The organism is Cupriavidus phytorum, from assembly GCF_003254285.1.
Lineage (GTDB): Bacteria > Pseudomonadota > Gammaproteobacteria > Burkholderiales > Burkholderiaceae > Cupriavidus > Cupriavidus phytorum.
The window spans coordinates 238,612-264,390 of record NZ_QKZN01000004.1; the positions used below are offsets into that span (position 1 = coordinate 238,612).

Annotated in this window: 27 protein-coding genes; 14 read left to right on the forward strand and 13 right to left on the reverse strand. The window is 67.2% G+C overall.

All coding sequences use genetic code 11. From position 1 onward, the window contains the following. Position 1: 1 nt before the first annotated feature. Genes hydA through C7416_RS12425 form a run of 3 tightly spaced genes read left to right on the forward strand, consistent with a single transcriptional unit; the run spans position 2 to position 3,624 of the window. A complete protein-coding gene (gene hydA, locus C7416_RS12415; RefSeq protein ID WP_111519224.1) occupies positions 2 to 1,438 on the forward strand; it encodes a dihydropyrimidinase in 1,437 nt (478 codons plus the stop codon). A gap of 42 nt (positions 1,439 to 1,480) precedes the next feature. After that, a complete protein-coding gene (locus tag C7416_RS12420) occupies positions 1,481 to 2,872 on the forward strand; it encodes an amidase (protein ID WP_111519225.1) in 1,392 nt (463 codons plus the stop codon). 8 nt (positions 2,873 to 2,880) lie between these two features. Then, positions 2,881 to 3,624 (forward strand): aspartate/glutamate racemase family protein, encoded by a 744-nt coding sequence (locus tag C7416_RS12425; RefSeq protein WP_111519226.1) that lies wholly within the window; start codon positions 2,881 to 2,883, stop codon positions 3,622 to 3,624. Between the two features lie 37 nt (positions 3,625 to 3,661). On the opposite strand, the gene C7416_RS12430 is transcribed toward C7416_RS12425, so the two are convergent. The 4 genes from C7416_RS12430 to mutL form a co-directional block, all read right to left on the reverse strand. Next, positions 3,662 to 4,405, reverse strand: a complete 744-nt coding sequence (locus tag C7416_RS12430; RefSeq protein ID WP_111519227.1) for a GntR family transcriptional regulator — start codon at positions 4,403 to 4,405, stop codon at positions 3,662 to 3,664. Between the two features lie 97 nt (positions 4,406 to 4,502). Further along, positions 4,503 to 5,015, reverse strand: a complete 513-nt coding sequence (locus C7416_RS12435; protein WP_111519228.1) for a GNAT family N-acetyltransferase — start codon at positions 5,013 to 5,015, stop codon at positions 4,503 to 4,505. A 79-nt stretch (positions 5,016 to 5,094) separates the two neighbouring features. After that, positions 5,095 to 6,063, reverse strand: a complete 969-nt coding sequence (gene miaA / locus C7416_RS12440) for a tRNA (adenosine(37)-N6)-dimethylallyltransferase MiaA (RefSeq protein ID WP_111519229.1) — start codon at positions 6,061 to 6,063, stop codon at positions 5,095 to 5,097. A gap of 31 nt (positions 6,064 to 6,094) precedes the next feature. After that, complete coding sequence (gene mutL, locus C7416_RS12445; RefSeq protein ID WP_111519230.1) at positions 6,095 to 8,077, reverse strand: DNA mismatch repair endonuclease MutL; 1,983 nt, start codon at positions 8,075 to 8,077, stop codon at positions 6,095 to 6,097. 165 nt (positions 8,078 to 8,242) lie between these two features. Here mutL and C7416_RS12450 point away from each other — a divergent pair, with 165 nt between their 5' ends. After that, on the forward strand, positions 8,243 to 8,896 hold the full coding sequence (locus tag C7416_RS12450) for a DedA family protein (protein ID WP_111519231.1): 654 nt from the start codon (positions 8,243 to 8,245) through the stop codon (positions 8,894 to 8,896). A 24-nt stretch (positions 8,897 to 8,920) separates the two neighbouring features. On the opposite strand, the gene C7416_RS12455 is transcribed toward C7416_RS12450, so the two are convergent. Both C7416_RS12455 and murJ read right to left on the reverse strand, forming a co-directional pair. After that, a complete protein-coding gene (locus C7416_RS12455; protein ID WP_062801644.1) occupies positions 8,921 to 9,769 on the reverse strand; it encodes a SirB1 family protein in 849 nt (282 codons plus the stop codon). A gap of 91 nt (positions 9,770 to 9,860) precedes the next feature. After that, complete coding sequence (gene murJ / locus C7416_RS12460) at positions 9,861 to 11,411, reverse strand: murein biosynthesis integral membrane protein MurJ (RefSeq protein ID WP_111519232.1); 1,551 nt, start codon at positions 11,409 to 11,411, stop codon at positions 9,861 to 9,863. 320 nt (positions 11,412 to 11,731) lie between these two features. Between murJ and rpsT the strand changes: the two genes are divergently transcribed. Next, positions 11,732 to 11,998: a 30S ribosomal protein S20 gene (gene rpsT, locus C7416_RS12465; protein WP_006579059.1), complete on the forward strand. Its 267-nt coding sequence runs from the start codon at positions 11,732 to 11,734 to the stop codon at positions 11,996 to 11,998. A 125-nt stretch (positions 11,999 to 12,123) separates the two neighbouring features. Here the strand turns inward: rpsT and C7416_RS12470 are convergent, their stop codons facing one another. Next, complete coding sequence (locus C7416_RS12470) at positions 12,124 to 12,423, reverse strand: DUF3579 domain-containing protein (RefSeq protein WP_012353767.1); 300 nt, start codon at positions 12,421 to 12,423, stop codon at positions 12,124 to 12,126. 442 nt (positions 12,424 to 12,865) lie between these two features. On the opposite strand from C7416_RS12470, the gene argF reads away from it, so the two are divergent. After that, positions 12,866 to 13,789 carry an ornithine carbamoyltransferase gene (argF, locus tag C7416_RS12475; protein WP_111519233.1) on the forward strand — a complete coding sequence of 308 codons (924 nt, stop codon included), beginning with the start codon at positions 12,866 to 12,868 and terminating at the stop codon, positions 13,787 to 13,789. 79 nt (positions 13,790 to 13,868) lie between these two features. Further along, positions 13,869 to 14,180 (forward strand): pyrimidine/purine nucleoside phosphorylase, encoded by a 312-nt coding sequence (ppnP, locus tag C7416_RS12480; RefSeq protein ID WP_062801641.1) that lies wholly within the window; start codon positions 13,869 to 13,871, stop codon positions 14,178 to 14,180. Positions 14,181 to 14,216: 36 nt separating this feature from the next. On the opposite strand, the gene murB is transcribed toward ppnP, so the two are convergent. Continuing rightward, a complete protein-coding gene (gene murB / locus C7416_RS12485) occupies positions 14,217 to 15,236 on the reverse strand; it encodes a UDP-N-acetylmuramate dehydrogenase (RefSeq protein WP_111519234.1) in 1,020 nt (339 codons plus the stop codon). 122 nt (positions 15,237 to 15,358) lie between these two features. Between murB and C7416_RS12490 the strand changes: the two genes are divergently transcribed. Beyond that, complete coding sequence (locus C7416_RS12490) at positions 15,359 to 15,844, forward strand: YajQ family cyclic di-GMP-binding protein (protein WP_012353763.1); 486 nt, start codon at positions 15,359 to 15,361, stop codon at positions 15,842 to 15,844. Between the two features lie 48 nt (positions 15,845 to 15,892). On the opposite strand, the gene C7416_RS12495 is transcribed toward C7416_RS12490, so the two are convergent. The 3 genes from C7416_RS12495 to C7416_RS12505 form a co-directional block, all read right to left on the reverse strand. After that, on the reverse strand, positions 15,893 to 16,345 hold the full coding sequence (locus tag C7416_RS12495) for a DUF192 domain-containing protein (RefSeq protein WP_111519235.1): 453 nt from the start codon (positions 16,343 to 16,345) through the stop codon (positions 15,893 to 15,895). Between the two features lie 175 nt (positions 16,346 to 16,520). After that, positions 16,521 to 16,727 carry a hypothetical protein gene (locus C7416_RS12500; RefSeq protein WP_111519236.1) on the reverse strand — a complete coding sequence of 69 codons (207 nt, stop codon included), beginning with the start codon at positions 16,725 to 16,727 and terminating at the stop codon, positions 16,521 to 16,523. Positions 16,728 to 16,834: 107 nt separating this feature from the next. Further along, positions 16,835 to 17,497: a pseudouridine synthase gene (locus C7416_RS12505; RefSeq protein WP_111519237.1), complete on the reverse strand. Its 663-nt coding sequence runs from the start codon at positions 17,495 to 17,497 to the stop codon at positions 16,835 to 16,837. Between the two features lie 277 nt (positions 17,498 to 17,774). Between C7416_RS12505 and icd the strand changes: the two genes are divergently transcribed. Both icd and C7416_RS12515 read left to right on the forward strand, forming a co-directional pair. Then, positions 17,775 to 19,025, forward strand: a complete 1,251-nt coding sequence (gene icd, locus C7416_RS12510; protein ID WP_111519238.1) for an NADP-dependent isocitrate dehydrogenase — start codon at positions 17,775 to 17,777, stop codon at positions 19,023 to 19,025. Positions 19,026 to 19,166: 141 nt separating this feature from the next. Continuing rightward, entirely contained in the window at positions 19,167 to 19,628 is a 462-nt protein-coding gene (locus tag C7416_RS12515; protein ID WP_111519239.1) for a VOC family protein, read from the forward strand. A 231-nt stretch (positions 19,629 to 19,859) separates the two neighbouring features. Here C7416_RS12515 and C7416_RS12520 read toward each other — a convergent pair whose 3' ends face one another. After that, positions 19,860 to 20,066: a cold-shock protein gene (locus C7416_RS12520; RefSeq protein ID WP_012353757.1), complete on the reverse strand. Its 207-nt coding sequence runs from the start codon at positions 20,064 to 20,066 to the stop codon at positions 19,860 to 19,862. 504 nt (positions 20,067 to 20,570) lie between these two features. Between C7416_RS12520 and clpS the strand changes: the two genes are divergently transcribed. The 4 genes from clpS (at position 20,571) to C7416_RS12540 (ending at position 25,218) form a co-directional block, all read left to right on the forward strand. Then, a complete protein-coding gene (gene clpS / locus C7416_RS12525) occupies positions 20,571 to 20,897 on the forward strand; it encodes an ATP-dependent Clp protease adapter ClpS (RefSeq protein WP_010814998.1) in 327 nt (108 codons plus the stop codon). Continuing rightward, complete coding sequence (gene clpA / locus C7416_RS12530) at positions 20,894 to 23,188, forward strand: ATP-dependent Clp protease ATP-binding subunit ClpA (RefSeq protein WP_018007976.1); 2,295 nt, start codon at positions 20,894 to 20,896, stop codon at positions 23,186 to 23,188. Before clpS ends, clpA begins: the two co-directional genes overlap by 4 nt. A 129-nt stretch (positions 23,189 to 23,317) precedes the next feature. Beyond that, positions 23,318 to 24,325, forward strand: coding sequence for a tripartite tricarboxylate transporter substrate binding protein (locus tag C7416_RS12535; RefSeq protein WP_111519240.1), 1,008 nt, complete (start codon positions 23,318 to 23,320; stop codon positions 24,323 to 24,325). Positions 24,326 to 24,369: 44 nt separating this feature from the next. After that, a complete protein-coding gene (locus C7416_RS12540; protein WP_111519513.1) occupies positions 24,370 to 25,218 on the forward strand; it encodes a VOC family protein in 849 nt (282 codons plus the stop codon). Between the two features lie 56 nt (positions 25,219 to 25,274). Here the strand turns inward: C7416_RS12540 and dut are convergent, their stop codons facing one another. Further along, entirely contained in the window at positions 25,275 to 25,775 is a 501-nt protein-coding gene (dut, locus tag C7416_RS12545; RefSeq protein WP_111519241.1) for a dUTP diphosphatase, read from the reverse strand. Positions 25,776 to 25,779: the final 4 nt, after the last annotated feature.

The window sequence follows — 25,779 nt, forward strand, 5'->3', positions numbered from 1 at the left end:
CGTGAAACAGTTCGACCTCATCATTCGCAACGGCACCGTGGTGACCGCCAGCGACACCATGCAATGCGATATCGGCATCGCCGGCGGCCGCATCGTGCAGCTTGGCCACGACCTGGGCGAGGCCGCGCAGGTCATCGACGCCCACGGCAAGCTCGTGCTGCCCGGCGGCGTCGATGCGCACTGCCACCTGGACCAGCCGATGCCGGACGGCCTGCGCATGGCGGACGACTTCCGCACCGGCTCGGTCTCGGCCGCGTGCGGCGGCACCACCACGGTGATCCCGTTCGCCGCGCAGGAGAAGGGCCATTCGCTGCGCGCCGCGGTGGCCGACTACCATCGCCGCGCCGGCGGCAAGTCGGTGGTCGACTACGCCTTCCACCTGATCGTGGCCGACCCGACCGAGGCGGTGCTGAACGACGAGTTGCCGGGCCTGATCCGCGAAGGCTATTCGTCGTTCAAGGTCTACATGACCTACGACGACCTCAAGCTGAACGACCGCGAGATCCTCGAGGTGCTGTCGGTGGCGCGCCAGGAAGGCGCGCTGGTGATGGTGCATGCCGAGAACTCGGACTGCATCGCCTGGCTGACCGACAAGCTCGAGGCGGCCGGCAATACCGCGCCGAAGTTCCATGCGCTGGCGCGGCCGATGGCGATCGAGCGCGAGGCCACGCACCGCGCCATCACTTTCTCCGAACTGGTCGACGTGCCGATCCTGATCGTCCATGTCTCGGGCAAGGAAGCGGTCGAGCAGATCCGCTGGGCGCGCAACCGCGGCATGAAGATCTTTGCCGAGACCTGCCCGCAGTACCTGTTCCTGACCGCCGAAGACCTCGACCAGCCCGGCTACCACGGCGCCAAGTGCGTGTGCAGCCCGCCGCCGCGCGACCGCAGCAACCAGCAGGTGATCTGGGACGGCCTGGCCGACGGCCTCTTCACCATCTTCTCGTCCGACCATGCACCGTTCCGCTACGAAGACGCGCAGGGCAAGAAGCCCGGCGGCCAGGAAGTCCCGTTCCAGTACATCCCCAACGGCATCCCCGGACTCGAGACGCGGCTGCCGCTGCTGTTCTCGGCAGGCGTGGTGGGCGGCCGCATCTCGGTCAACCAGTTCGTCGCGCTGACCTCGACCAACCCGGCCAAGCTCTATGGACTGCATCCGCGCAAGGGCACCATCGCCATCGGCGCCGATGCCGACCTGGCGATCTGGGATCCGCAGCGCGAAGTGACGATCCGCAACGAGGAACTGCACCATGCCGTCGACTACACCCCGTACGAGGGCCTGCGCGTGACCGGCTGGCCGGTGACCACGCTGGTGCGCGGCAAGGTGGTAGCGCACGAGGGCGAGGTCATGGCCGAGGCCGGCCACGGCGAGTTCCTGCCATGCGGCCTGCCCGAAATGGCGCGGCCGCGCTACCGCACCTCGGGCGGCACGCTGTGAGCGCCGCCTTGCGCGATCGATACTTTGACCGACACTGTAGACATGGAACTGACCAACCGCCTGGATGCCGCCACCATCGCGGCCCGCGTCGCCGCCGGGCGCCTCGACCCCGCTGAGGTAACGGCGGCCTTCCAGGCGCGCATCGCGGCGCGCAACGACCAGCTCAACGCCGTCTTCGAACAACGCCAGGAACTGGTCGATGCCGACCTGGCGCAACTGCGCGCGCGCCTGGCGCAGGGCGAGCGCCCGCTGCTGGCGGGGGTGCCGGTGATCGTCAAGGATGTGATCTGGAGCCAGGGCCGGCGCGTGACGCAGGGCTCGCAGCTGTACCGTGACTTCATCGCGCCCGCCGACGCGATCGCGGTCGAGCGCCTGCGCCGCGCCGGCGCGATCGTGCTCGGCATGGGCAACACCTCGGAGTTCGCCTGCAAGGGACTGACCACCAACAAGGTCTATGGCCTGACGCGCCATCCGCTCGATGCCACGCTGACCGCGGGCGGCTCGTCGGGCGGCTGCGCGGTAGCGGTGGCGGCCGGCATGGCGCCGCTGGCGCTGGGCACCGATGGCGGCGGCTCCAGCCGGCGTCCGCCCGCGCATGCCGGCGTGGTCGGCTTCAAGCCCTCCTACGGCGCGATTCCGGATTCGGTCGGCTTCGCCCATGCCTTCAACGGCATCCAGGTGATTGCGCCGATCACGCGCACCGTCGCCGATGCCGAGCTGATGTTCGAGGCGCTGGCCGGTGCAGATCCGCGCGACCCCGACACGCTGGGCTTTGCGCTGGCCGCGGCACGGCCGCTGCATACGCTGAAGATCGCGGTCAGCCCGCGCCTGGGGCTGGACACGCCGGTCGACGACGATGTCGCGCAGGCCTTCGACCAGGCCGTGGCGCGCCTGCAGGGCGCGGGGCTGAGCATCGAACGCGCCGACCCGGTCTGGCCGCAGGGCGCCGACGAGGCTGCGCTGATGCCGCTGCAGCATGTCGGCCTGGCCAATCTCTATGGCGACGCGTGGCGCCGCGATCCGGAGGTGTTCGATGCCGACGTCGCGCGCCAGATCGAACGCGGCCTGGCGTGGACTGGCGCCGAGGTGGCGCGCGCGCGCGAGGCCAGCCGCCAGATCGCGCTGGCCGTGGCCGGCTTCTTTACCCGTTATGACCTGCTGCTGTGCCCGACCACGCCCTGCGTGGCCTGGCGCAACGACCGCCTGGGGCCGGAGCGCATCGGCGGCGTCGCGGTCGAGCCGCGCGCCCATGCCGTGTTCACGCCCTTCTTCAACCATGCACTGGCGCCGGCGATCTCGGTGCCTTGCGGCAGCGGCCGCGACGGCCTGCCGGTAGGCCTGCAGATCGCCGGCCCGCGCGGTGCCGACCGCAGCGTGCTGGCCGCTGCAAAGCTGGCCGAGAGCGTGCTGGCGTCCTTAGTCAACCCTGCCTGATCCCTGACATGCGAATCCTTGTTCTGAATCCCAACACCAGCGAAGGCATCACCGCGCGCCTGATGGCCGCGGCCACTGAAGCCGCCGCGCCCGGCACCGAGCTGGTGCCGCTGACCGCCAGCCGCGGCGTGCCGTATATCGCCACCCGCGCCGAGGCGCAGATCGGCGGCGCGATCGCGCTGGAAATGCTGGCCGAGCACCACGATCAGTTCGACGCGGCGGTCATCGCCGCATTCGGCGATCCCGGCCTGATGGGCGCGCGCGAGCTGTTCGACCTGCCGGTGGTGGGCATGGCCGAGGCCGCGATGCTGTCGGCGTGCATGCTGGGACGGCGCTTTGCCATCGTCACCTTCGCGCGGGCGCTGGGGCCGTGGTATGAGGAATGCGTCGACATGCATGGCCTGCGTGGCCGGCTGGCCGGGATCCGCATGCTCGACGGCAGCTTTGCCTCGGTGTCGGACGTGCAGGAAGAGAAGGAAGCCGTGCTGGTGGAACTGGCCAACCGCGCGGTGGTGGAGGACGAGGCTGATGTGGTGATCCTGGCCGGCGCGCCGCTGGCCGGCCTGGCGGCGCGCGTGCGCGACCGCATTCCGGTGCCGGTGGTCGACCAGATGGCCGCCGCCGTCAAGCAGGCCGAGGCGCTGGTCGCGCTGCAGCCGCGCAAGGCCACCGCGGGCACGTTCCGCCGCCCGGATGCCAAGCCCACGCTGGGTTTGCCGGCGGCGCTGGCGGCGCGCATCGAGCACCGCTAAGCCGCGCCGCGGCTTGCTTTCAAGGTAACGCCGCGGCTCAGACCGCGGCGAACACTGCTTCCAGGTCGATCTTTTCCTCGGCCGGCAACTCCAGCCGCAGGGTGCTTTCGACGTGGCCGAGGTGCTCGGCCATCAGCCGCGCGGCGCGTTCGCCGTCGCCGGCCTCGAGCGCATCGACGATATCGTCGTGCTCGTGATGCGGGCACGACGGCACGCCCGGCGCGTCATACAGCGCGATGATCAGGCAGGTCAGCGAGCACAGCTCGCGCATGTACTTGCCCAGGTACTGATTGCCGGTCATTTCCGCGAGCTTGCAGTGGAACTCGCCCGACAGCCGGATGATGGCGCGGCGGTCGTTGCTGTCGCGCGCCTGCGATTCCTGCCGCGTGGTTTCGCGCAGCGCGCGCACGCCTTTCGCACTGATCGCGCCGGCCAGGTCGCGCACCAGCGCCGGTTCCAGCAGGTGGCGCGAATGCAGCACCTGGCGCGCTTCGGCCACGCTGGGGCTGGAAACGAAAGTGCCGCGGTTGGGATGCACGGTCAGCACGCCCTCGTGCGCCAGCTTGGCGAAGGCCAGCCGCACCTTGGTGCGGCTGACGCCAAACACGCCGCCCAGCTTTTCCTCGACCAGCTTGGTGCCCGGCGGCAGGCGGTGCTCCCAGATCGCGGTCAGGATGCGGTCGGCGATTTCCTCGACCGATGCGCCGCGCGCGCCGTCCGCGTCGGTCTCAGGGAGTCCGTCGGCGGGCCTGGCGGTCGGTTCGGCTTTGGTGCGTGGCATGGCGGTTGGCGCGGTCCGGAAAAAAGACAGTCGGTGCTGCCATTGTATGGCGGTTCGGCATCAAGTGTATAACACCGATGGTGGACCGGTTGCCGTCTTACTCAGCGCCGAGCCGGTCCAGTGCGGGGCCGGTCACGCGGCAGATGCGCCAGTCGGGCAGCACGTCTGCGCCCATGGCCCGGTAGAAGTCGATCGACGGCTGGTTCCAGTCCAGCACCGACCATTCGAAGCGGCCGCAGCCGCGCTCGACCGCGAGCGCGGCCAGATGCTTGAGCAGCGCCTTGCCCAGGCCGTGCCCGCGCCAGGCCGGATCGACGTAAAGGTCTTCCAGGTAGAGGCCCGGCTTGGCCAGGAAGGTCGAGAAGTTGTGGAAGAAGAGGGCAAAGCCGACCGCCTTCCGGCCTGCATTGCCGTCGACATCGGCATCGACTTCCACCAGCACGGCCTCGGCATGCGGCGTGGCGCCGAACAGCGCCGCTTCGATCTTCTGCGGCGTGGCTTCGACCAGATGGGTCAGCTTTTCGTATTCGGCCAGCGCCAGGATCAGGTTGAACAGGGTTTCGCTGTCGGCGGCGGTGGCGGGGCGCAGCGTGAAGGTGGGCTTGGACATGCGGGTCGGCCTTGCGAGGTCAGGGATCGGCAATTATCGCCTGTCCGTCACTCGCCATGCCAGCCGGCATGCCGCCGGTTCAGTGTCCGAAGTCCGCCAGCCTGCGCACCTGGTCGACATAATCGGGCGCCAGGCAATCCACCACCAGCCGCTCGGGCGTGCTGCGCAGCCAGGTCAGCTGGCGCTTGCACAGCTGGCGCGTGGCGGCGATGCCGCGCTCGCGCATGGTGGCGAAGTCGGCCTCGCCGTCCAGGTATTCCCACACCTGGCGGTAGCCGACGCAGCGGATCGACGGCAGTCCCGGATGCAGGTCGCCGCGCGCGCGCAGCCGCTCGACCTCTTCGATAAAGCCGTGCGCCAGCATGGCGTCATAGCGCCGGGCGATGCGGTCATGCAGCGCCAGCCGGTCCGACGGCTCCAGCGCGATCACGCGGTAGCGCTGGTCGGCCGCGCCGGCAAAGGTTCGGCCCTCGGCCTGGCGCGCCAGCAGCGCCGACATCGGCTGGCCGGACAGCCGGTAAATCTCCAGCGCGCGCTGGATGCGCTGCGCGTCATTGGGCGCGAGCCGTGCCGCGGTGACCGGGTCGACCTCCGCCAGCATCGCATGCAGCGCCGGCCAGCCGCGTTCGGCGGCAAGCTGGTCGAGCTCGGCGCGCAGCGCGGCGTCGGCTTGCGGCAGGTCGTTGAGTCCCTGCGTCAGCGCCTTGTAATACAGCATGGTGCCGCCGACGATCAGCGGCACATGGCCGCGCGCGCGGATCTGCGCGACCAGGCGTTCGGCATCGGCGACGAACTGCGCGGCCGAGTAGCTGTCGGCCGGGTCGATGATGTCGATCAGGTGGTGCGGCGCCACGGCCAGTTCGTCGCGGGTGGGCTTGGCGGTGCCGATATCCATCTCGCGGTACACCAGCGCCGAGTCCAGGCTGATGATCTCCACCGGCGCGTCGGCCGCCAGCGCCAGCGCGGCGGCGGTCTTGCCTGACGCGGTGGGGCCGAGCAGGCAGACCACGGGCGGATGCGAGGCGGAATCGTGGGGTACGGCGGACATCGAAAGCCTTGGATCGAAGAGGCGAGCGGGCTTATTGCCCGCGCAGGAACAGCCGGTCGAGCTCGGTCACGGTCAGCTGCACCCAGGTGGGCCGGCCGTGGTTGCACTGGTCGGCGCGCTCGGTCTGCTCCATCTGGCGCAGCAGCGCGTTCATTTCCTCGACCGTGAGCTTGCGGTTGGCGCGCACCGCGCTGTGGCAGGCCAGCGTGGCGAGCAGTTCGTTGCGGCGCTCGGCCAGCACGCGCGAGCCGCCGTAGGCGTGCAGGTCGCGCAGCACGTCGCGCGCCAGCGCCTCGGCATCGGCCTGCTGCAGCAGCGCCGGCACCGCGCGCACCGCGAGCGTGGTCGGCGACACCGGGGCGATATCGAAGCCCAGCAGCGTCAGCGTCTGCTGGTGTTCTTCGGCCACGCCGATCTCTACCGGGCTGGCGGTCAGCGTGACCGGGATCAGCAGCGGCTGCACCGCCAGCTCGCGCGCGTCCAGTGCGGCCTTGATTTGCTCGTAGAGGATGCGCTCGTGCGCCGCGTGCATGTCGACCAGCACCAGACCGCGCGCGTTCTGCGCCAGCACGTAGATGCCATGCAGCTGGGCGATGGCATAGCCGAGCGGGTGTTCGTCGGCGGCGCCGGGTTCGTCAGGCGTCGGTGCCGTCGCCAGCCGGTCCAGCAGGCCGGGCGGATCGCCGGCGCGCGCTGCCTCGACGTCGGCCAGCCATGCCGGCGGTTGCGCCGACGCGCCGGACCAGCCGCCCGAGGGCGTTGCGGGCGCGCCATAGGGACGTGGCGCCGGCGCGGTGGCTTCGCGCACCATGCCCAGGTAGGCCTGGCGCGGCTGGGCGATGCCCAGCTCGGTCTGCCGGGCCGCGGAATAGTTGATCCACTGGCCCGGGCCGCCGGCGCCAGGACGCGCTGCGGCCGCCGGCGTCGCGGCGCCGGGCGGCAGCGTGATCTCGCCGTCGGCATCGGTATGCAGGCTGTCGCCGTTGGCGCCGGCCTGGCGTGCCAGGCAGCGCTGCACCGCGTGGTAGACAAACTGGTGCACGGCGCGCGATTCGCGGAAGCGCACTTCGATCTTGGACGGGTGCACGTTGACGTCGACCATCTCCGGCGGCAGGTCCAGGCACAGCACATACGACGGGAAGCGGTCGCCGTGCAGCACGTCCTGGTAGGCGCTGCGCACCGCATGGTTGAGCAGCTTGTCGCGCACGAAGCGGCCGTTGACAAAGAAGTACTGCTGGTCCGGCCGCCCGCGCGAGGCGGTCGGCAGTCCGGCAAAGCCGTACAGGCTCAGGGTGTCGGCGTGCTCGTCCAGCGCCAGCCGGGCGCGGGCGAAGTCGTTGCCCAGCACCTGCGCCGTGCGTGTGGCGACGTCGCCGGCGTTCCAGTGCTCCAGCGGCTTGCCGTTGTGGTGGACCGAGATGGTCACGTCCGGCCGTGCCAGCGCCACGCGCCGGACCATCTCCAGGCAGTGGCCCAGCTCGGTTTGTTCGGTCTTGAGGAACTTTCTGCGCGCCGGCGTGTTGAAGTAGAGGTGCTGCACGTCGACCGTGGTGCCGACGCCGCCGGACGCAGGCTGGACCGCGCCGGAATCGGCGCTGACCTGGGTGGCGTGGGCATCGGCCGCGGTGCGGCTGGTCAGCGACATCTGCGACACCGACGCGATCGAGGCCAGCGCCTCGCCGCGAAAGCCGAGCGTCAGCACCGATTCGAGTTCGTCGAGCGAGGCGATCTTGCTGGTGGCGTGCCGCATCAGCGCCACCGGCAGCTCGGCGGCGGGAATGCCGCAGCCGTTGTCGGTGATGACGATGCGCCGCACGCCGCCTTCCTCCAGGCGGATGCCGAGCTGCGTGGCGCCGGCATCGAGCGCGTTTTCGAGCAGTTCCTTGACCACGGACGCCGGCCGTTCGACCACTTCGCCGGCGGCGATCTGGCTGATGAGCTGGTCCGGCAGCGGCCGGATCGGGCGCGGCTGCTGGGTGGTGCGCAAGGCAGTGCTGGAAGGGGAGGCGGGCATCCGGCGATTATACGTGGACGTTCCCCCACGCAGACGGGTTGCCGGGGAGAGGGAAAGGCGCGGCCGCTCTTGTATGATTCAGGCCATGGCGGCGTGGATCGGACACCGGCGCCGCTTGGAAAAAAACCGTCAAACCACCATACGGGGAACGACTTGGATCTCGCTTTGCAGCTCATCGACATGCTGGTGCATGTCGACAAATACCTCGGCACGGTCATCGACCAGTACGGCCACTGGGTCTATGCCATCCTGTTCCTGATCGTCTTTGCCGAAACCGGGCTGGTGGTGCTGCCGTTCCTGCCGGGCGACTCGCTGCTGTTTATCGCCGGCGCCTTCTGCGCGACCGGCGCCATGAACGAATGGGTGCTGATCGGCCTGCTGCTGGTGGCGGCCATTTCGGGCAATACCGTCAACTACATGGTGGGCAACTGGATCGGGCCCAAGGTGTTCGACCACCAGTGGCGCTTTCTGGACCAGGATGCATTGCGCCGCACCCATGACTTCTATGAGCGGCATGGCGGCAAGACCCTGGTGATGGCGCGCTTCGTGCCGATCGTGCGCACCTTCGCGCCGTTCGTCGCCGGGGTGTCGCAGATGACCTTCGCGCGCTTCCAGATGTTCAACGTGATCGGCGCCCTGGCATGGGTGGTCGGCCTGGTGTTTGCCGGCTACTTCTTTGGCAACCTGCCGTTCATCCGCCAGTACCTGAACCTGATCGTGCTGGCCGGCATCGGCGCGGCGGTGGTGCCGCTGGTGCTGGGTGGGCTGTGGAAGCTGGTGCGCGGCAATCGCCGCCGGCCCACGCGCGTCGAGCGCTGAGCCGCATGAGTCAAGCCCGCCGCCTCAGCTGAGGCTGCGGCTCATCATCCGCAGCGCGGGCATGCGCTCGCGGATCTGGCCGATATCGGCGGCGTCGGGGCGGGCCTGGACATAGGCTTCCAGGTCGGCCAGCGCGGGGCGGAAGCACTCCAGGTTGGCATAGGCCAGGCCCCGGTCTCGCACTTCCTCGATTGAACCCGGCAGCAGGATCACCAGCCGGTTCTGCACCGCCAGCAGCCGCTGCCAGCGCGACTCCTGCAGATAGATCGCCTTCAGGTTGCGCAGCATGCGCGCGATGATCTCGCGGTGGCTGGCGGCGCGCAGGAACAGGCCCAGCGGCACCTGGCTGGCATCGCTGATGCCCTCGCGCTCCAGGTACGGGTCCAGCATCTCCTGCAACTGTTCCTTCGACAGGGTCTCGCCGGTGAGCGGGTCCAGTATCACTTCGCCGGCCGGGATCGTCATGCGCAGCAGGAAATGGTTGGGGAACGACACGCCCTTGAGCGGCAGGCCGATCTGCTGGCCCAGCTCCATATGCAGCACCGCCAGCGAGATCGGGATGCCGCGGCGCTGGCGCAGCACCACGTTCAGGTAGGAGTTGTCGGGGTCGTAGTAGTCGTTCGCGTTGGCGCCGAAGCCGAGATCGCGATAGAAGAAATGGTTCAGCAGCCGCAGCCGCTGGATCGCGGGGGTGCCTTCGGCAATCCGCCGCTTCAGCCGCAGCGCTAGCACGTCCAGCGCCGCCAGCTCGCCCTGCAGGTCCAGGTCGGGATAGGCGTCTTGCGCGATGGACAGCGCGGTTTCGGTCAGCGGGATGCCGTTTTCGTCGGCCACGAGGCTGGCGAAATAATCCAGGACTTTGGTGGATGTCATGTCGGTTTCCCGGTGCAGCCGCCGGCACCGCGCGCAGCGTGGGTCACCCATGCCAGGCGCTCAGCCGGCAATGGCAGTTGCCGCAGACCCATCAGCCGGCCCGGCGCCTGAAGGCAGAGTAGCGCAGTCCCATGAGCCACAGTGTACCGAAGTAGACCACCGCTGCAAGTACCAGGCACGAAGCCAGCAGTGCGATGCGCAGCAGCGGCGTCGCGCCCAGGCCGATCCAGTCGAAGTTGCGCGCGAACCAGAGCAGCATGCCCGACAGCAACAGCACCGAAGCGGTCAGCTGCGCCAGGAAGAGCCACCAGCCCGGCGCCGGGCGGTACAGGCCGCGCCGGCGCAGGCCGAAGAACAGCAGCAGCGCGTTGAGCGTGGCCCCGGCGCTGATCGACAGCGCCAGCCCGGCATGGCCGATCCAGGGCACGAAGGCCACGTTGCAGGCCTGCGTGATCACCAGCACCAGCAGCGCGATCTTGACCGGCGTGCGGATATCCTGGCGCGCATAGAATCCCGGCGCGAGGATCTTGATCGAAATCAGGCCCATCAGGCCCACGCCGTACGAGACCAGCGCCTGCCGCGTCATCTCGACCGCATGGGCGTCGAACTTGCCATAGTTGAACAGTACCGCGGTCAGCGGCGCGCCGAACACGAACAGCCCGACCGCGCACGGCACGGCCAGCAGGAACGTCAGGCGCAGGCCCCAGTCGAGCAGGCTCGAGTACTCGGCATGGTCGCCCGAGGCGTTGGCCCTGGACAGGCTCGGCAACAGGATCGTCCCCAGCGCGACACCCAGCAGCGCGGTCGGGAATTCCATCAGCCGGTCGGCATAGGTCAGGTACGAAACACTGCCCGCCGCGAGCCGCGAAGCGATATTGGTATTGATGATCTGGCTGACCTGCGCGACTGATACCGCCAGCAGCGCCGGACCCATCTGGCGCAGGATGCGGCGCACGCCGGGATCCGACCACGCCGCACGCAGGTTGACGCGGATGCGCGGCATCACCCCCAGGCGCCGCAGCGCCGGCACCTGGATCGCGAGCTGCAGCACGCCGCCGATCAGCACACCCCACGCCTGCGCGTAGATCGGCTGATCCATGTGGGGGCCGACGAACAGCGCCGCTACGATCAGGCACAGGTTGAGCAGCACCGGCGTAAAGGCCGGCACCGCGAACTTGCGCCAGGTATTGAGGATGCCCGAGGCCAGCGCCACCAGCGAGATCAGCCCGATATACGGGAACATTACCCGCGTCATGAACACGGCCGCGGTATAGGTATCGGCCTGCCCGCGGAAACCGGTGGCGACCACCGTCATCACTAACGGCGCGCCGATCACGCCCAGCAGCGACACGGCCATCAGGACCCAGGTCATCACGGTGGCGACCGCATCGATCAGGGCCTTGGTCGGGGCATCGCCGCGCTTGGTGTGGTATTCACCGAGGATCGGCACGAAGGCCTGCGAGAACGCGCCCTCGCCGAAGATGCGGCGCAACAGGTTGGGGATGCGGAAGGCCACGTTGAACGCGTCGGTCATGTCCGACGCGCCGAAGGCGCGGGCGATCAGGATCTCGCGCACCAGGCCGGTGATGCGCGAGAGCATCGTCAGGCTGCTGATGGTGGCGAGCGCTTTGAGCAGGTTCAAGATGCGGACGGGTGCGGGAACGGTGGGCCGGTGCTGTCGGCACCGCGAGCTTCTTGAGACGCGGTCCGGGCAGTAAAGTTGCCGGCGCGCCACGTGGCCCGGCACAATGTGGCGCTTATTATACGGATCGCGCTGCGTCGCCCGGCCTGCGCCGGCAAAGTCCCGGCGGTCTTGTCACATGCTCCGGCATCTGTGTATAATTGCCGATTCACAAGGACAGTTGCGTTCCGGATTCGTGTGTCAGTGCATCCCGGGTCGCTCGATATGACTTAATTGTTGTGTCCCCCGCGGCACGCATCTGAATTCAGGATATTTTTTACATGGCAAATTCCGCACAAGCCCGCAAGCGCGCCCGCCAGGCCGTTGCCCAGAACGCTCACAACTCCAGCCTGCGTTCGCGTCTGCGCACCGCCGTCAAGGCCGTCCGCAAGGCCATCGACGCTGGCGACAAGGCCGCTGCCGCCGAGATCTTCAAGAACTCGCAAGCCGTGATCGACAGCATCGCCGACAAGAAGATCGTGCACAAGAACAAGGCTGCACGTCACAAGTCGCGTCTGTCGGCCGCCATCAAGGCCATGGCTGCCTGATAGCAGCCTCGTAGCTGCCCGGGCCGCTCACGCGGCCCAGCAGAGGCGGGTGCCCACTGGCATGCCGCCGACAATAAAAAAGCTCGTCATCCGACGAGCTTTTTTGCTTTCCGGCGCCGCCGGGCTTATTCGAGCGAGCAGGCTTCCACCAACTGCAGGTTGTTGTCGCGCGCGAAGTTGAGCACGAAGTCCAGCGCCTTGGGTTCGATGTCGCGCAGGCGCACGTCCACCACCACGCATTTGACGTTGCCGGCAAAGATCGGCCGCACGTACGGCGAGTACGTCAGGCGCGGGTCGCCGCTGTCGCCTTCGGGGCGGAACTGCGCCATCACGCCGCACAGTCGTTCAGCCCAGTCGCTCGGGCGGAAGGTCTTGCCTTCCTTGGTAATGCCTTGGATAAAGTATTCGCGAACGTTGGGGTTCATGAGGCTGGACACTGCGGGTGAGGCGGATGACTCGACGGTAAGCCCGCTGGACGGGGCGCCCGTTTGACGCGGCCGGGACGCGATTGGTTCGCGCTGGTTCCAGCCGGAAGGCGGGGCGTCGGTGTCCTGCAGGGGCACTTTTGATGCCGGCGGCGGGCACTGGCATGGGTATGCCGGGCCCCGCGTGAATCAGCCAGTATTATATCTTATATAAGAGTTGCGCATAAGGGCGAAATCCTGTCAGGAAGCTGTCAGCGCAACGGTGCTGCAGGCCGCGGCCGGGTTGATCCGGGCTCGCCAAAGCAGAAATAATCCCTTATGATCCTTGCAGTTAAATTGCGTATGCGACGCGAAAGGCGGCTCCGCGACGCGCTTCGATCATGAACAGTTTGCAAGAACAGTTCGTGACGGCGTGTCCCCACCGAGCCGCCTTCTTTGTTTTATGAGCTCAACCCCGATCAAGCATTACCTCCAGTTCAGCGACTTCACTCCCGACGAGTACGAGTACCTGCTGGACCGCGCGCGGATCCTGAAGGCCAAGTTCAAGAACTACGAGACCTGGCACCCGCTGCATGACCGCACGCTGGCCATGATCTTCGAAAAGAATTCCACGCGTACGCGCCTGTCGTTCGAAGCCGGCATCCACCAGCTCGGCGGCCACGCGGTGTTCCTGAACACACGCGACTCGCAGCTGGGCCGCGGCGAGCCAATCGAGGATGCGGCGCAGGTGATCTCGCGCATGGTCGACATCATCATGATCCGCACCTTCGGCCAGGACATCATCGATCGCTTCGCCGCGCATTCGCGCGTGCCGGTGATCAACGGCCTGACCAACGAATACCACCCGTGCCAGGTGCTGGCCGACGTCTTCACCTATATCGAGCAGCGCGGCAGCATCCGCGGCAAGACGGTGGCGTGGATCGGCGACGCCAACAACATGGCGTACACCTGGATCCAGGCCGCCGAGCGCCTCGGTTTCACCTTCCACTTCTCGGCGCCCCCTGGCTATCAGCTGGACCCGGCCATGGTGCCGGCTTCCGCCTCCGGGCTGGTCAAGGTCTTCGACGACCCGCTCGCGGCCTGCCAGGGCGCCAGCCTGGTCACCACCGACGTGTGGACCAGCATGGGCTTCGAGGCGGAGAACGATGCCCGCAAGCGCGCCTTCAAGGACTGGATGGTCACCACCGCGATGATGGACCGCGCCGAGCCCGACGCGCTGTTCATGCATTGCCTGCCGGCGCACCGCGGCGAGGAAGTCGAGGCCGCCGTGATCGACGGCCCCAAGAGCGTGGTCTGGGACGAGGCGGAAAACCGCCTGCACGTGCAGAAGGCGCTGATGGAATACCTGCTCTGCGGCCGCTACTGAGCGCGCCCGGGGTGAACAGGAGAGGGGCCGTTGCGGCCCCTCTTTTTACGTCTTTCGCAAGACACCCAAGGAGATGGAAGTGAGCCAGTTCGACAACGTATCGGTCGTCAAGAAAGCCAACCTGTATTTCGACGGCAAGTGCGTGAGCCACACCGTGCTGTTTCCGGATGGCACCCGCAAGACGCTGGGCGTGATTTTCCCGGCCTCGCTGACCTTCAACACCGGCGCTCCCGAAATCATGGAAATCAACGCCGGCAGCTGCCGCGTGCGCCTGGCCGGCTCGGAAGACTGGCAGACCTACGGTGCCGGCCAGCAGTTCAGCGTGCCGGGCAACAGCAGCTTCGATATCGAGGTGCAGGAGACGCTGGACTACGTCTGCCACTTCGCGTGACAGTCGCGGCGGGCCGGCGCGGCTGACTCGCCAGCTTTACAGCACCACCGGCTCGGGCTCGATGCGCACGCCGTAGCGGGCCTGCACCGTATCGGCAATGCGGTTGGCCAGCGCCAGCAGCATCGCGCCGGTGCCGCCGCCGTGGTGTACCAGCACCAGCGCCTGCTTGCCATAGACGCCCACCGGGCCGTCGGTGACGCCCTTGAAGCCGCAGCGGTCGATCAGCCAGCCGGCCGCTAGCTTGTACGAGCCGTCGGGCTGCGCATAGCTGACCAGGTCCGGATGCGCCTGCAGCAAGGCGTCGCGCTGCGCGGCGCTGACCAGCGGATTCTTGAAGAAACTGCCGGCATTGCCGAGCTGCGCAGGGTCGGGCAGCTTGCGCGAGCGGATCGCGACCACGGCGTCGCGGATGGTGGCGGCGTCCGGCGCGGCCTGGCCGTCCAGTTCGCGCGCCAGTTCGCCGTACGACAGCACCGGCTGCCATCCCTTCGGCAGGCGCAGCGTGACCGCGGTAATGATGTAGCGTCCGGCGCCGGCACGCTTGAACAGGCTGTCGCGGTAGCCGAAGTCGCACGCTTGCAGGTCCAGCCAGGCGAAGGTGCCGGTGTGCCGGTCATAGGCACGCACGCCGGCAAAGCGCTCGCGCAGTTCCACCCCGTAGGCGCCAATGTTCTGGATCGGCGCCGCACCGGCGGTGCCCGGGATCAGCGCCAGGTTTTCCAGCCCCGGCATGCCGTCGGCGATGGTGCGGTTGACCAGCATGTTCCAGTTTTCGCCCGCGCCCACGGTGACCAGCCAGGCATCGCCGCCTGCGCTGGTGGCTTCGACCTGGTAGCCGGGGATTTCCATCAGCAGCACCAGCGCGTCGAGATCGCCGGTCAGCACGACATTGCTGCCGCCACCAAGCACCACCAGCGGCAGGCCTGCGGCGCGCGGGTCGGCCAGCGCCGCGATCAGGTCGGCCTCGCTGCGCACGTGCACCGCAAGGCGGGCGCGCGCATCGAATCCGAATGTATTGTGGCGACGCAGGGGATAGAATTCGTGGAAATCTGCCATGCAAGGGAAAGGTGACGCGGCCGCCGCTGGTGTGCGCGACCCGGAACTGCGAGGTAGGCTGGATTATACGGAAGCGCCGTGCGCGGCCGGCTTCCGGGCATACGGATCACAAGGAGAATGCAATGCCGTCGTTTGACGTAGTGTGCGAAGCGAATATGGTCGAGGTGAAGAACGCCGTCGAGCAGGCCAACAAGGAAATCTCGACGCGCTTCGATTTCAAGGGCTCCGACGCCCGGGTCGAGCACAAGGAAAACGAACTGACCGCCTTTGCCGACGATGATTTCAAGCTGGACCAGGTCAAGGACGTGCTGATCAGCAAGATGGCCAAGCGCAACGTCGACGTGCGCTTCCTGGATTACGGCAAGACCGAGAAGATCAGCGGCGACAAGGTCAAGCAGGTGATCACCATCAAGAAGGGCGTGACCGGCGACCTGTCCAAGAAGATCGTGCGCATGATCAAGGACAGCAAGATCAAGGTACAGGCCAGCATCCAGGGCGACACGGTGCGCGTGTCGGGCACCAAGCGCGACGACCTGCAGAACGTGATCGCCATGCTGCGCAAGGATGTGTCCGAGGCACCGCTGGACTTCAACAACTTCCGCGACTGAGTGGCACCCGGGCCGGCTGCCCTGCCGGCGGCCGCGCGCGGCCGCCGGTCAGCGCGGCTGCGGCAATCCCCCGATCTTCGCGCCGGCCTTGATGCCCTTCTGCGCGAACCACCCCTGGTTCATTTCCAGCGCATAGCGGATGGCCGCCTTCGGGCAATGGTTGTTTTCGGTACGCGGCGCCATGTCTTCGATATTGACGATGGTGCCGTCGTCGGCCAGGAACGCAATCGACAGCGGCAGCTCGGTATTGCGCATCCAGAAGCAGTGGCCCGCCTTCTGCTCGAACACGAACAGCATGCCGGAATTCGGCGCCATCGACTTCCGGTACATCAGGCCTTGCTCGCGCGCCGCCGGCGTGGCGGCGACTTCGGCCTGGATCGCATACATGCCCGCGGTCAGCTGCGCCACCGGCAGCGCGCCTTGGGCGTTGGCAACGCCGGCCGCCAGTGCGGCAAGCAGCAGGCAGCAGCGTGAGGTCAGGGTCTTCGACAACAGGGGCATGATGGTCAGTCCGGGAAGGCTCGGCGTCGGGCAGCCGCAAGCATAACGCAGGTTGCACGCGTGGCACGCCGCGCGCGGTGCAACCGGCACCAAACAAAAAAGGCAGGCGCCCTGGTGGCGGCCTGCCTTTTTTGTTTGGTGCCGGCGCACGGCCCGGCAGCGGCGCCAGCCGTGGTTACGCGGCCGGGGCTGCGGCAGCAGCGGTTTCCTTCTTCTTGCTGTGCTTCTTGTGGGTGGCCTTCTTCTTGGCGGTCTTCTTCGGGGCTTCCTTGGTGGCCGCGGCCGCGGCCGCGGGCGTGGCCGGCTCGGCAGGCGCAGCGGCCTGGGCGAAGGCGCCGGTGGCGAACAGGCCGACAACCAGTGCAGCGATCAGTTTTTTCATGGCGTATTACCTCGAAGGATAAAAGCAGTCGGGAAAGTGGTGACGCGTGGTTGGACGTGTCCCCGACAAGAACGAGGCCGCTGTTGGCAGCGTTGACGGTCGATCTGTTATTTTTTGTAACGCAAGCGCCGCTTGGCGTCGTTCGCCTGTCTGGTCTTTGAGACATGAGCGCGCTGGCCCGGGAGGGGGCGTGCAGCAGGCGATGCCAGCGGAAGGCCCGACTCGGCGAGCGGCACCTCGCAGCTTTGTCCGGGCGCGAGCCCGAGCGCGCGCAGGTCGAGCGCGCCGATGGCCACCCGGATCAGCCGCAGCGTCGGAAACCCCACCGCCGCCGTCATGCGCCGCACCTGCCGGTTCTTGCCTTCGCGGATCTTCAGCTCCAGCCACGCGGTCGGGATGGCGGCGCGAAAGCGCACCGGCGGATGCCGCGGCCACAGCCAGTCGGGGGCTTCGATGGCGCGTACCGTCGCGGGTTGGGTCACGAAGTCCCCAAGATCGACCCCGGCGCGCAGACGGGCGAGGGCGTTCGCGTCGGGAATGCCTTCGACCTGCGCCAGATAGGTCTTCTCGAGCTTGTGGCGCGGGTCGGCGATGCGCGCCTGCAGCGCGCCATCGTCAGTCAGCAGCAGCAAGCCCTCGCTGTCGGCATCGAGCCGGCCGGCCGGATAGACGCCGGGGACCGACACGTACGACGCCAGCGTCGGCCGCGTCGGATGTTCCGAGAACTGGCTCATGGTGCCAAACGGCTTGTTCAGGGCGATCAGGGTCATGGGGCGCAAGTATGCCGCAGTGGCGCGTGTGCAGGTCGGTCAGGTCGGCCGGATCGGGGTCCGGCCCGATTGGCGGATGATGAAAAATTGCTGCATAATATAAAATTAGTCTTGTGTCTTATATAAGACTGAAGCCGATCAGGCATGGCGCCGGCATGATGCACGGCAGTATGGGCGGCCATCCAGGCCCGCTACAATGCACAGCGCCATCTCCCCGAATCTCGCCGTCCGGCCACGAACCGGCGGCAGTCACAACCGTTCCGTAACTGGAGACGTCATGTACCAACACATCAAGGTTCCGGCAGGCGAAAAGATCACGGTCAACCAGGACTTTTCGCTCAGTGTCCCGGACAACCCGATCATTCCTTATATCGAAGGCGACGGTACAGGCCTCGATATCACCCCGGTGATGATCAAGGTGGTCGACGCGGCCGTGGCCAAGGCCTACGGCGGCAAGCGCAAGATCGCCTGGATGGAGATCTACGCCGGCGAGAAGTCGACCAAGGTCTACGGCCCGGACGTGTGGCTGCCGGATGAGACCCTGGACGTGCTGAAGGAATACGTGGTGTCGATCAAAGGGCCGCTGACCACGCCGGTCGGCGGCGGCATCCGCTCGCTCAACGTGGCGCTGCGCCAGCAGCTGGACCTCTATGTCTGCCTGCGCCCGGTACGCTACTTCAAGGGCGTGCCCTCGCCAGTGCGCGAGCCGGAAAAGACCGATATGGTGATCTTCCGCGAGAACTCGGAAGACATTTACGCCGGCATCGAATGGGCCGCAGAAAGCGACCAGGCCAAGAAGCTGATCGCCTTCCTGCAAAACGAGATGGGCGTGAAGAAGATCCGCTTCCCGGCGACCTCGGGCATCGGCGTCAAGCCGGTGTCGCGCGAGGGCACCGAGCGGCTGGTACGCAAGGCGATCCAGTACGCGATCGACAACGACAAGCCGTCGGTGACGCTGGTGCACAAGGGCAACATCATGAAGTTCACCGAAGGTGGCTTCCGCGACTGGGGCTACGAGCTGGCACAGAAGGAATTCGGCGCCGAGCTGGTCGACGGCGGCCCGTGGTGCAAGTTCAAGAACCCGAAGACCGGCAAGGACATCGTGGTCAAGGATGCCATCGCCGACGCCTTCCTGCAGCAGATCCTGCTGCGCCCGGCCGAATACTCGGTGATCGCCACGCTGAACCTGAACGGCGACTACATCTCTGACGCGCTGGCGGCGCAGGTCGGCGGCATCGGCATCGCGCCGGGCGCCAACATGTCGGACTCGGTGGCGATGTTCGAGGCCACCCACGGCACCGCGCCGAAGTACGCCGGCAAGGATTACGTCAACCCAGGCTCGGAAATCCTGTCGGCCGAAATGATGCTGCGCCACATGGGCTGGACCGAGGCCGCCGACCTGATCATCGCGTCGATGGAGAAGTCGATCCTGTCCAAAAAGGTCACCTACGATTTCGCCCGCCTGCTGGAAGGCGCGACGCAGGTGTCGTGCTCGGGCTTCGGGCAGGTGATGATCGACAATATGTAAGCACAGACTCCCGCCACGGCGGGCGAGCTGTCGACAAGACCCCGGTAACGGAAACCCCGTACCGGGGTTTTTTTCTTGCCCGCCGCCGCGTCGTTGGCTAGAACGTCAGGACTGACGGGCATCCGGCCCGGGGAGACTGGCATGGACGATCCCTTCCGCCGCACCGCGTTTGGCGCGGCCCTGTTCTACAAGGATCCGCTGGCGGCGCTGGACTGGCTGGAGCGGGCGTTCGGGTTCGAGCGGGTCATGGTGATCCGCGACCAGCAAGGGCAGCTGGTGCATTCCGAAATGCGTTTTGGCGACAGCTACCTGATGGTGGGCAGCGAGTGGGCCGACTTTACCGCCAGCCCGGCATCGATCGGCGGCAAGAACACCCAGACCGTGCATGTGCATCTGCCCGACGGGCTCGACCAACATTGCGAACGGGCGCGGGCCGCCGGCGCCGTGATCCTGCGCGAGCCGCAGGATGAGTTTTATGGCGACCGCACCTACACCGCCCGCGATGCCGAGGGCCATGTCTGGACCTTCGGCCAGACTGTGCGCAAGGTCACCAAGGACGAGGCCGAACAGGCCAGCGGCCTGAAGATCGACGGCTGGACCTGAGCCCGCGCGAGCGGGCGGCGCAAGGAAGGCCGGCCCAAAAACCAGAAAGCCCGGCGCCAGGCCGGGCTTTCGATCGGGTGTGCGTGCCGCTGATGCGAGCCGGTGCCCGCCGCGCCGCCCCTGGCGGCCAGCGGGGCGCTGGCATCGGTCCCGTCCCGGGGGAAGAATCCCCCCACACCCTGGTTGACCGCTCCGGTGGCTCTGCGGCCGGGGATGCGGTCGCGGCGCGCTTTAGCTGGCGTCCTGGATATTGGTGGCCTGCTTGCCCTTCGGGCCCTGGACCACCTCGAACGAGACGCGCTGGCCTTCCTTCAGCGTCTTGAAGCCCGCCATCTGGATAGCCGAAAAGTGCGCAAACAGTTCTTCTTCGCCCTCGTCCGGCTTGATGAACCCGAATCCCTTGGCGTCATTGAACCATTTGACGATACCGCTTGCCATATACTCCCCCAACGAAATAGCAGATTTTCAAGCGGGGAAGCTTGCCAGCCGGCACGGACTGCGGCGCCATGGCTGGCCGCGTGCTGAGATGCGGCCGGCGATGACGCGCGGCGGGTGCTATCGCGAGGCGGCCAGTCTGGTTGCTGACTCGCCGCCGCGGGCCGTGGGCCTCCCTGCTCACGGATCACCCGCCTTGGCTGTTGCTTTGGCTCGCTGCCTTCGGTGGGTGTGCGGCCGATTTTTCTGGCAAAGCCGGAGACTGTCAAGCTGGCGGATTCCCCACTGCCAGAAGGGTGTGGCAGGAACAGGACGGCGCCTGGTGTTACCGTTGCCATGAATCGGCGGCCGCCGGCCCGGATTTTCGGCCAGTGCGGCGACGTGCCTTGCAAGGCCTACCGCGGAACTATCCGCTCCCATTCACCACGGAAAACCGGTGGCCGGACTCTTGAATCCACCGCCTTTTCCCCAAATTGCAGAGTTGCGAGTAAGGGTTAGAATAAAGCCATGGCTACACGGCTTGCGAATGTCCCACAACGCGAAGCGGGCACCATCCTGGAGCGCAAAGAGCAGGCGCTGAAACCGCCTGCCATGTTCAAGGTGGTGCTGCTGAACGACGACTACACTCCGATGGAGTTTGTCGTGATGATCCTGCAGCAGTATTTCAGCAGGGACCGGGAAACGGCGACGCAGATCATGCTGACCGTGCACCGGGAAGGAAAGGGCGTCTGTGGTATCTACACCAGGGATATCGCGGCGACTAAGGTCGAGCTGGTGTCAACGCACGCGCGGCAGGCGGGGCACCCCCTGCAGTGCGTGATGGAGGAAGCATGATTGCGCAAGAATTGGAAGTGAGCCTGCATATGGCTTTTGTCGAAGCCAGGCAGGCACGCCACGAGTTCATTACCGTGGAGCACCTGCTGCTGGCATTGCTCGACAATCCCACGGCAGCTGAAGTCTTGCGCGCCTGCGCGGCCAATATCGAGGACCTGCGCACCAGCCTTAAGAACTTCATCGCGGACAACACGCCGGTGGTGCCGGGTACCGACGAGGTCGATACCCAGCCCACGCTGGGTTTCCAGCGCGTGATCCAGCGTGCCATCATGCACGTCCAGTCGACTTCCAACGGCAAGAAGGAAGTTACCGGCGCCAACGTGCTGGTCGCGATTTTCGGCGAGAAGGATTCGCACGCGGTCTATTACCTGCAGCAGCAGGGCGTGACGCGCCTGGACGTGGTCAATTTCATCAGCCACGGCATCCGCAAGGACCAGTCCGAGCCGGCCAAGCACGGCGAGGCGGCCGGCGAGGGCGAGGGCGGCGACGGCAAGGAAAGCCCGCTCGAGCAATACACCCAGAACCTGAACGCGCTGGCCAAGGCCGGCAAGATCGATCCGCTGATCGGCCGCGAAAGCGAAGTCGAGCGCGTGGTCCAGGTGCTGTGCCGCCGGCGCAAGAACAACCCGCTGCTGGTGGGCGAGGCCGGTGTCGGCAAGACCGCGATTGCGGAAGGCCTGGCATGGCGCATCACCAAGAACGAGGTGCCGGATATCCTGGAAAAGGCCACCGTCTACTCGCTCGACATGGGCGCGCTGCTGGCCGGCACCAAGTACCGCGGCGATTTCGAGCAGCGCCTGAAGGGCGTGCTCAAGTCGCTCAAGGACAATCCCAACGCGATCCTGTTCATCGACGAGATCCACACGCTGATCGGCGCGGGCGCCGCCTCGGGCGGGACGCTGGACGCGAGCAACCTGCTCAAGCCGGCGCTGTCGTCGGGCCAGCTCAAGTGCATCGGCGCGACCACCTTCACCGAATACCGCGGCATCTTCGAGAAGGACGCGGCGCTGTCGCGGCGCTTCCAGAAGATCGACGTGGTCGAGCCGTCGGTGGACCAGACCGTGCAGATCCTGCGCGGGCTGAAGTCGCGTTTCGAGGAACACCATGGCGTCAAGTACGCGTCGTCGGCGCTGACCGCCGCGGCCGAGCTGTCGGCGCGCTTCATCACCGACCGCCACCTGCCGGACAAGGCCATCGACGTGATCGACGAGGCCGGCGCGGCGCAGCGCATCCTGCCCAAGTCCAAGCAGAAGAAGACCATCGGCAAGGGCGAGATCGAGGATATCGTCTCGCGCATCGCGCGCATCCCGCCGCAGAGCGTGAACCAGGACGACCGCAGCAAGCTGCAGACGCTGGAACGCGACCTGAAGTCGGTGGTGTTCGGCCAGGATCCGGCGATCGAGGCGCTGGCGTCGGCGATCAAGATGTCGCGCGCGGGCCTGGGCAAGACCGACAAGCCGATCGGCTCGTTCCTGTTCTCGGGCCCCACCGGCGTGGGCAAGACCGAGGTCGCCAAGCAGCTGGCCTTCATCATGGGCATCGAGCTGCTGCGCTTCGACATGTCCGAATACATGGAACGCCATGCGGTGAGCCGCCTCATCGGCGCGCCGCCGGGATATGTCGGCTTCGACCAGGGCGGCCTGCTGACCGAGGCCGTCACCAAGAAGCCGCACTGCGTGCTGTTGCTGGACGAAATCGAGAAGGCGCATCCGGATATCTTCAATATCCTGCTGCAGGTAATGGACCATGGTTCGCTGACCGACAACAACGGCCGGCGCGCCGACTTCCGCAACGTGATCATCATCATGACCACCAATGCGGGGGCGGAGACCATGAACCGCGCCACCATCGGCTTCACCAGCTCGCGCGAGCAGGGCGACGAGATGGCCGACATCAAGCGCATGTTCACGCCGGAGTTCCGCAACCGGCTGGATGCCACCATCAGCTTCCGCTCGCTCGATGAGGAAATCATCCTGCGCGTGGTGGACAAGTTCCTGATGCAGCTGGAAGAGCAGCTGCACGAGAAGAAGGTGGAAGCCAGCTTCAGCGAGAAGCTGCGCAAGTTCCTGGCGCACAAGGGCTTCGATCCGCTGATGGGGGCGCGGCCGATGCAGCGCCTGATCCAGGACATGATCCGCAAGGCGCTGGCCGACGAGCTGCTGTTCGGCCGCCTGGTCTCCGGCGGCAAGGTGGTGGTGGATCTGGACGAGCAGGACCAGATCAAGCTCGATTTCTCCGAGATCGAGCCCGAACCGCCCGAGGCGCCCGAGGAGCAGCGCGCAGAAGCCTGAGCGATATTCGGCCGCGTTGTCAGCAACGGGGTCGATCATCGGGCAAAATAGCGGGGCGGCCAGACTGGCCGCCCCGTTTCTTTTTCCCTGCCGCCCCACGCCTCCAGCGCCCCGAAACCGAACGCCCCGATGTCCTCTGCCGAACGCACGCGGCGCCGCCGCCTGCTGCTCAAGATCCTGCCGCTCGGCGCCTTGCCAGGCCCGATGCTCCATGCCAGCGCCGCCAGCGCTGCCGATGGCGCCGCCAGCCAGCGTCCGATCGCACTGGTGCTGCCGTTTCCGCCGGGAGGCAGCGTCGACATCGTCGCGCGCCAGCTGCAGCCCGGGCTGAAGGCGGCGCTGGGGCAGACCGTGGTGGTGGACAACAAGCCGGGCGCGGGCGGGCTGATCGCGTCGAGCACCGTGGCGCGCGCGCGTCCCGACGGCAATACGCTGCTGATGGCGTTCGACACGCATGCGATCAACCCGTTTGCCTACAAGCAGCTGCCCTACGACACCTTCCGCGATTTCTCGCCGATCTCGCAGCTGGTGCGCTTCCCGCTGGTGATCGCCGCCAACCCGGCGCTGCCGGCGTCGAACGTGCGCGAACTGGTGGCGCTGGCCAGAGCCAGGCATGACGGCGTGCGCTATGCGTCGTCGGGCATCGGCAGCCTGAACCAGCTCGCGGCCGAGGCGCTGGCGACCGAGGCCGGCGTGCATATGCTGCACGTGCCCTACAAGGGCGGCGGCCCGGCGGTGCAGGCGGTGCTGTCCAATGAAGTCGACATCTTCTTCAGCAGCTACGCCGCGGTGCAGGCGCACGTGGCCGCGCGCACGATCAAGGTGCTGGGCGTGACCGGCACCAGCCGGCTGCGCCAGTTGCCGCAGGTGCCCACGGTGGCCGAGCAGGGCCTCAAGGGCTTCGAGGCGTATTCGTGGATCGGTGTGTTCGGTCCGGCCGACCTGCCGGCGGCGACCGTGACGCGCCTGCACGGCGCGCTGGTCGAGTCGCTGCGCCAGCCGCGCGTGGTCGAAGCGCTCGGCGCGCAAGGCTTCGAAATCGTCGGCGGCAGCCCGGCCGAGCTGGGCCAGTTGGTCCGCCGCGAGCATGACAAATGGCAGGCGGTGGCGCGCAAGGCCAATATCCAGTTCGAATAAACCAGTCCGGCGCCGCCGTGCGCCATGCGTCCGGGGGGATGCCGATGGCAACGCAAGCAGAAATGTTCGATCACGCCGTGGTGGTGTGCCCAGACCTTGACGCCGGCGCGCAGGCCTGGCAGCGGCTCGGCTTCACGCTGACGCCGCGCGGCTACCATACGCTGGGCTCGCAGAACCACTGCATCATGCTGCAGCGGGACTACCTCGAGTTGCTGCACGTGACCGCGCCCAGTCCCAGCCGTCAGTATTACTGGGACGCCCAGCAGCGCGGCGGCGGCTGTGCGGCGATGTCCTGCAAGAGCGCCGATGCCTTTGCCACCGCGGCGCGGCTGCGCGCGGACGGCTGGCATACCTCGGAACCGATCGAATTCTCGCGTCCAGTGCGGCTGGACGATGGCAGCGAGCATCCGGCCACCTTCCGTGTGACTGCGCTCGATGACGCGCCGGGCGCGCGCTATTTCGTCTGCGAGCATCGCACGCCCGAGCTGCTGTGGCGGCCCGAATGGATGCACCATGCCAACGGTGCACAGAGCATCGCCACCATGTTCCTGGTGGTGGCGCCGGCGCTGGTGGATGCCGCCGCGCGCGCCTATGCCGAGCTGACCGGCGGCGAGCTGACGCAGCTGAGCGAACATGTCAGCAGCCTGGCGGTCGACAACGCCACGCTGGTGCTCAGTACGCCGCAGGCGCTGGCGTCAGCCACCGGCACCACGCATGTCCGGCGCGACGGGCCGGGCTATGCGGCGATCCGCCTGCGCACCAACGACCTTGCGGCGGCCCGCGCCGGCTGGCGCGAGCAGGGCGTGCCGACCCACGACCTGGGTCCGCGCGAGACCCTGGTGCCGGCGGATGCCGCCAGCGGCGTGGCCTTGCTGTTCGAGCAGCAGGGCTGAAATGCAAACTGGCGCCCCGCGGGGCGCCAGTACTTCCTGCCGAGGCCGACAACTCGTCAGGCGCTGGCCTTGGCGTGATGCACGCCGGTCGAGCCAAAGCCGCCCGCACCGCGTTCGCTGTCCTGGCTGAACTCTTCAACCGTCGAGAACACCGGCCGCAGCACTGGCACGAACATCATCTGTGCGATGCGCTCGCCCGGCTGGATCACGATCGGCTCGGTGCCCGCCGCGTTCCGGTTCCACACGCTGACCATGATCTGGCCCTGGTAGTCGGCATCGATCACGCCGATCGAATTGCCCAGCACCAGCCCCTTCTTGTGGCCGAGGCCCGAGCGCGGCACGATGGTCGCGGCCATGTACGGGTTGCCCATGTGCACGGCGATGCCGGCCGGCACCAGCTGCGCGGGCGTGCCCGGCGCGATCGCCACGGGCGCGTCGACGCAGGCGTGCAGGTCGATGGCGGCGGCCATCTCGCTCTGGTAAGCGGGCAGGCCCCATTCGTTCAGGCGCGCGTCGAGCACCTTGATTTCGACGGTCGGGTTCAGAGGCTGGGTCATAGAC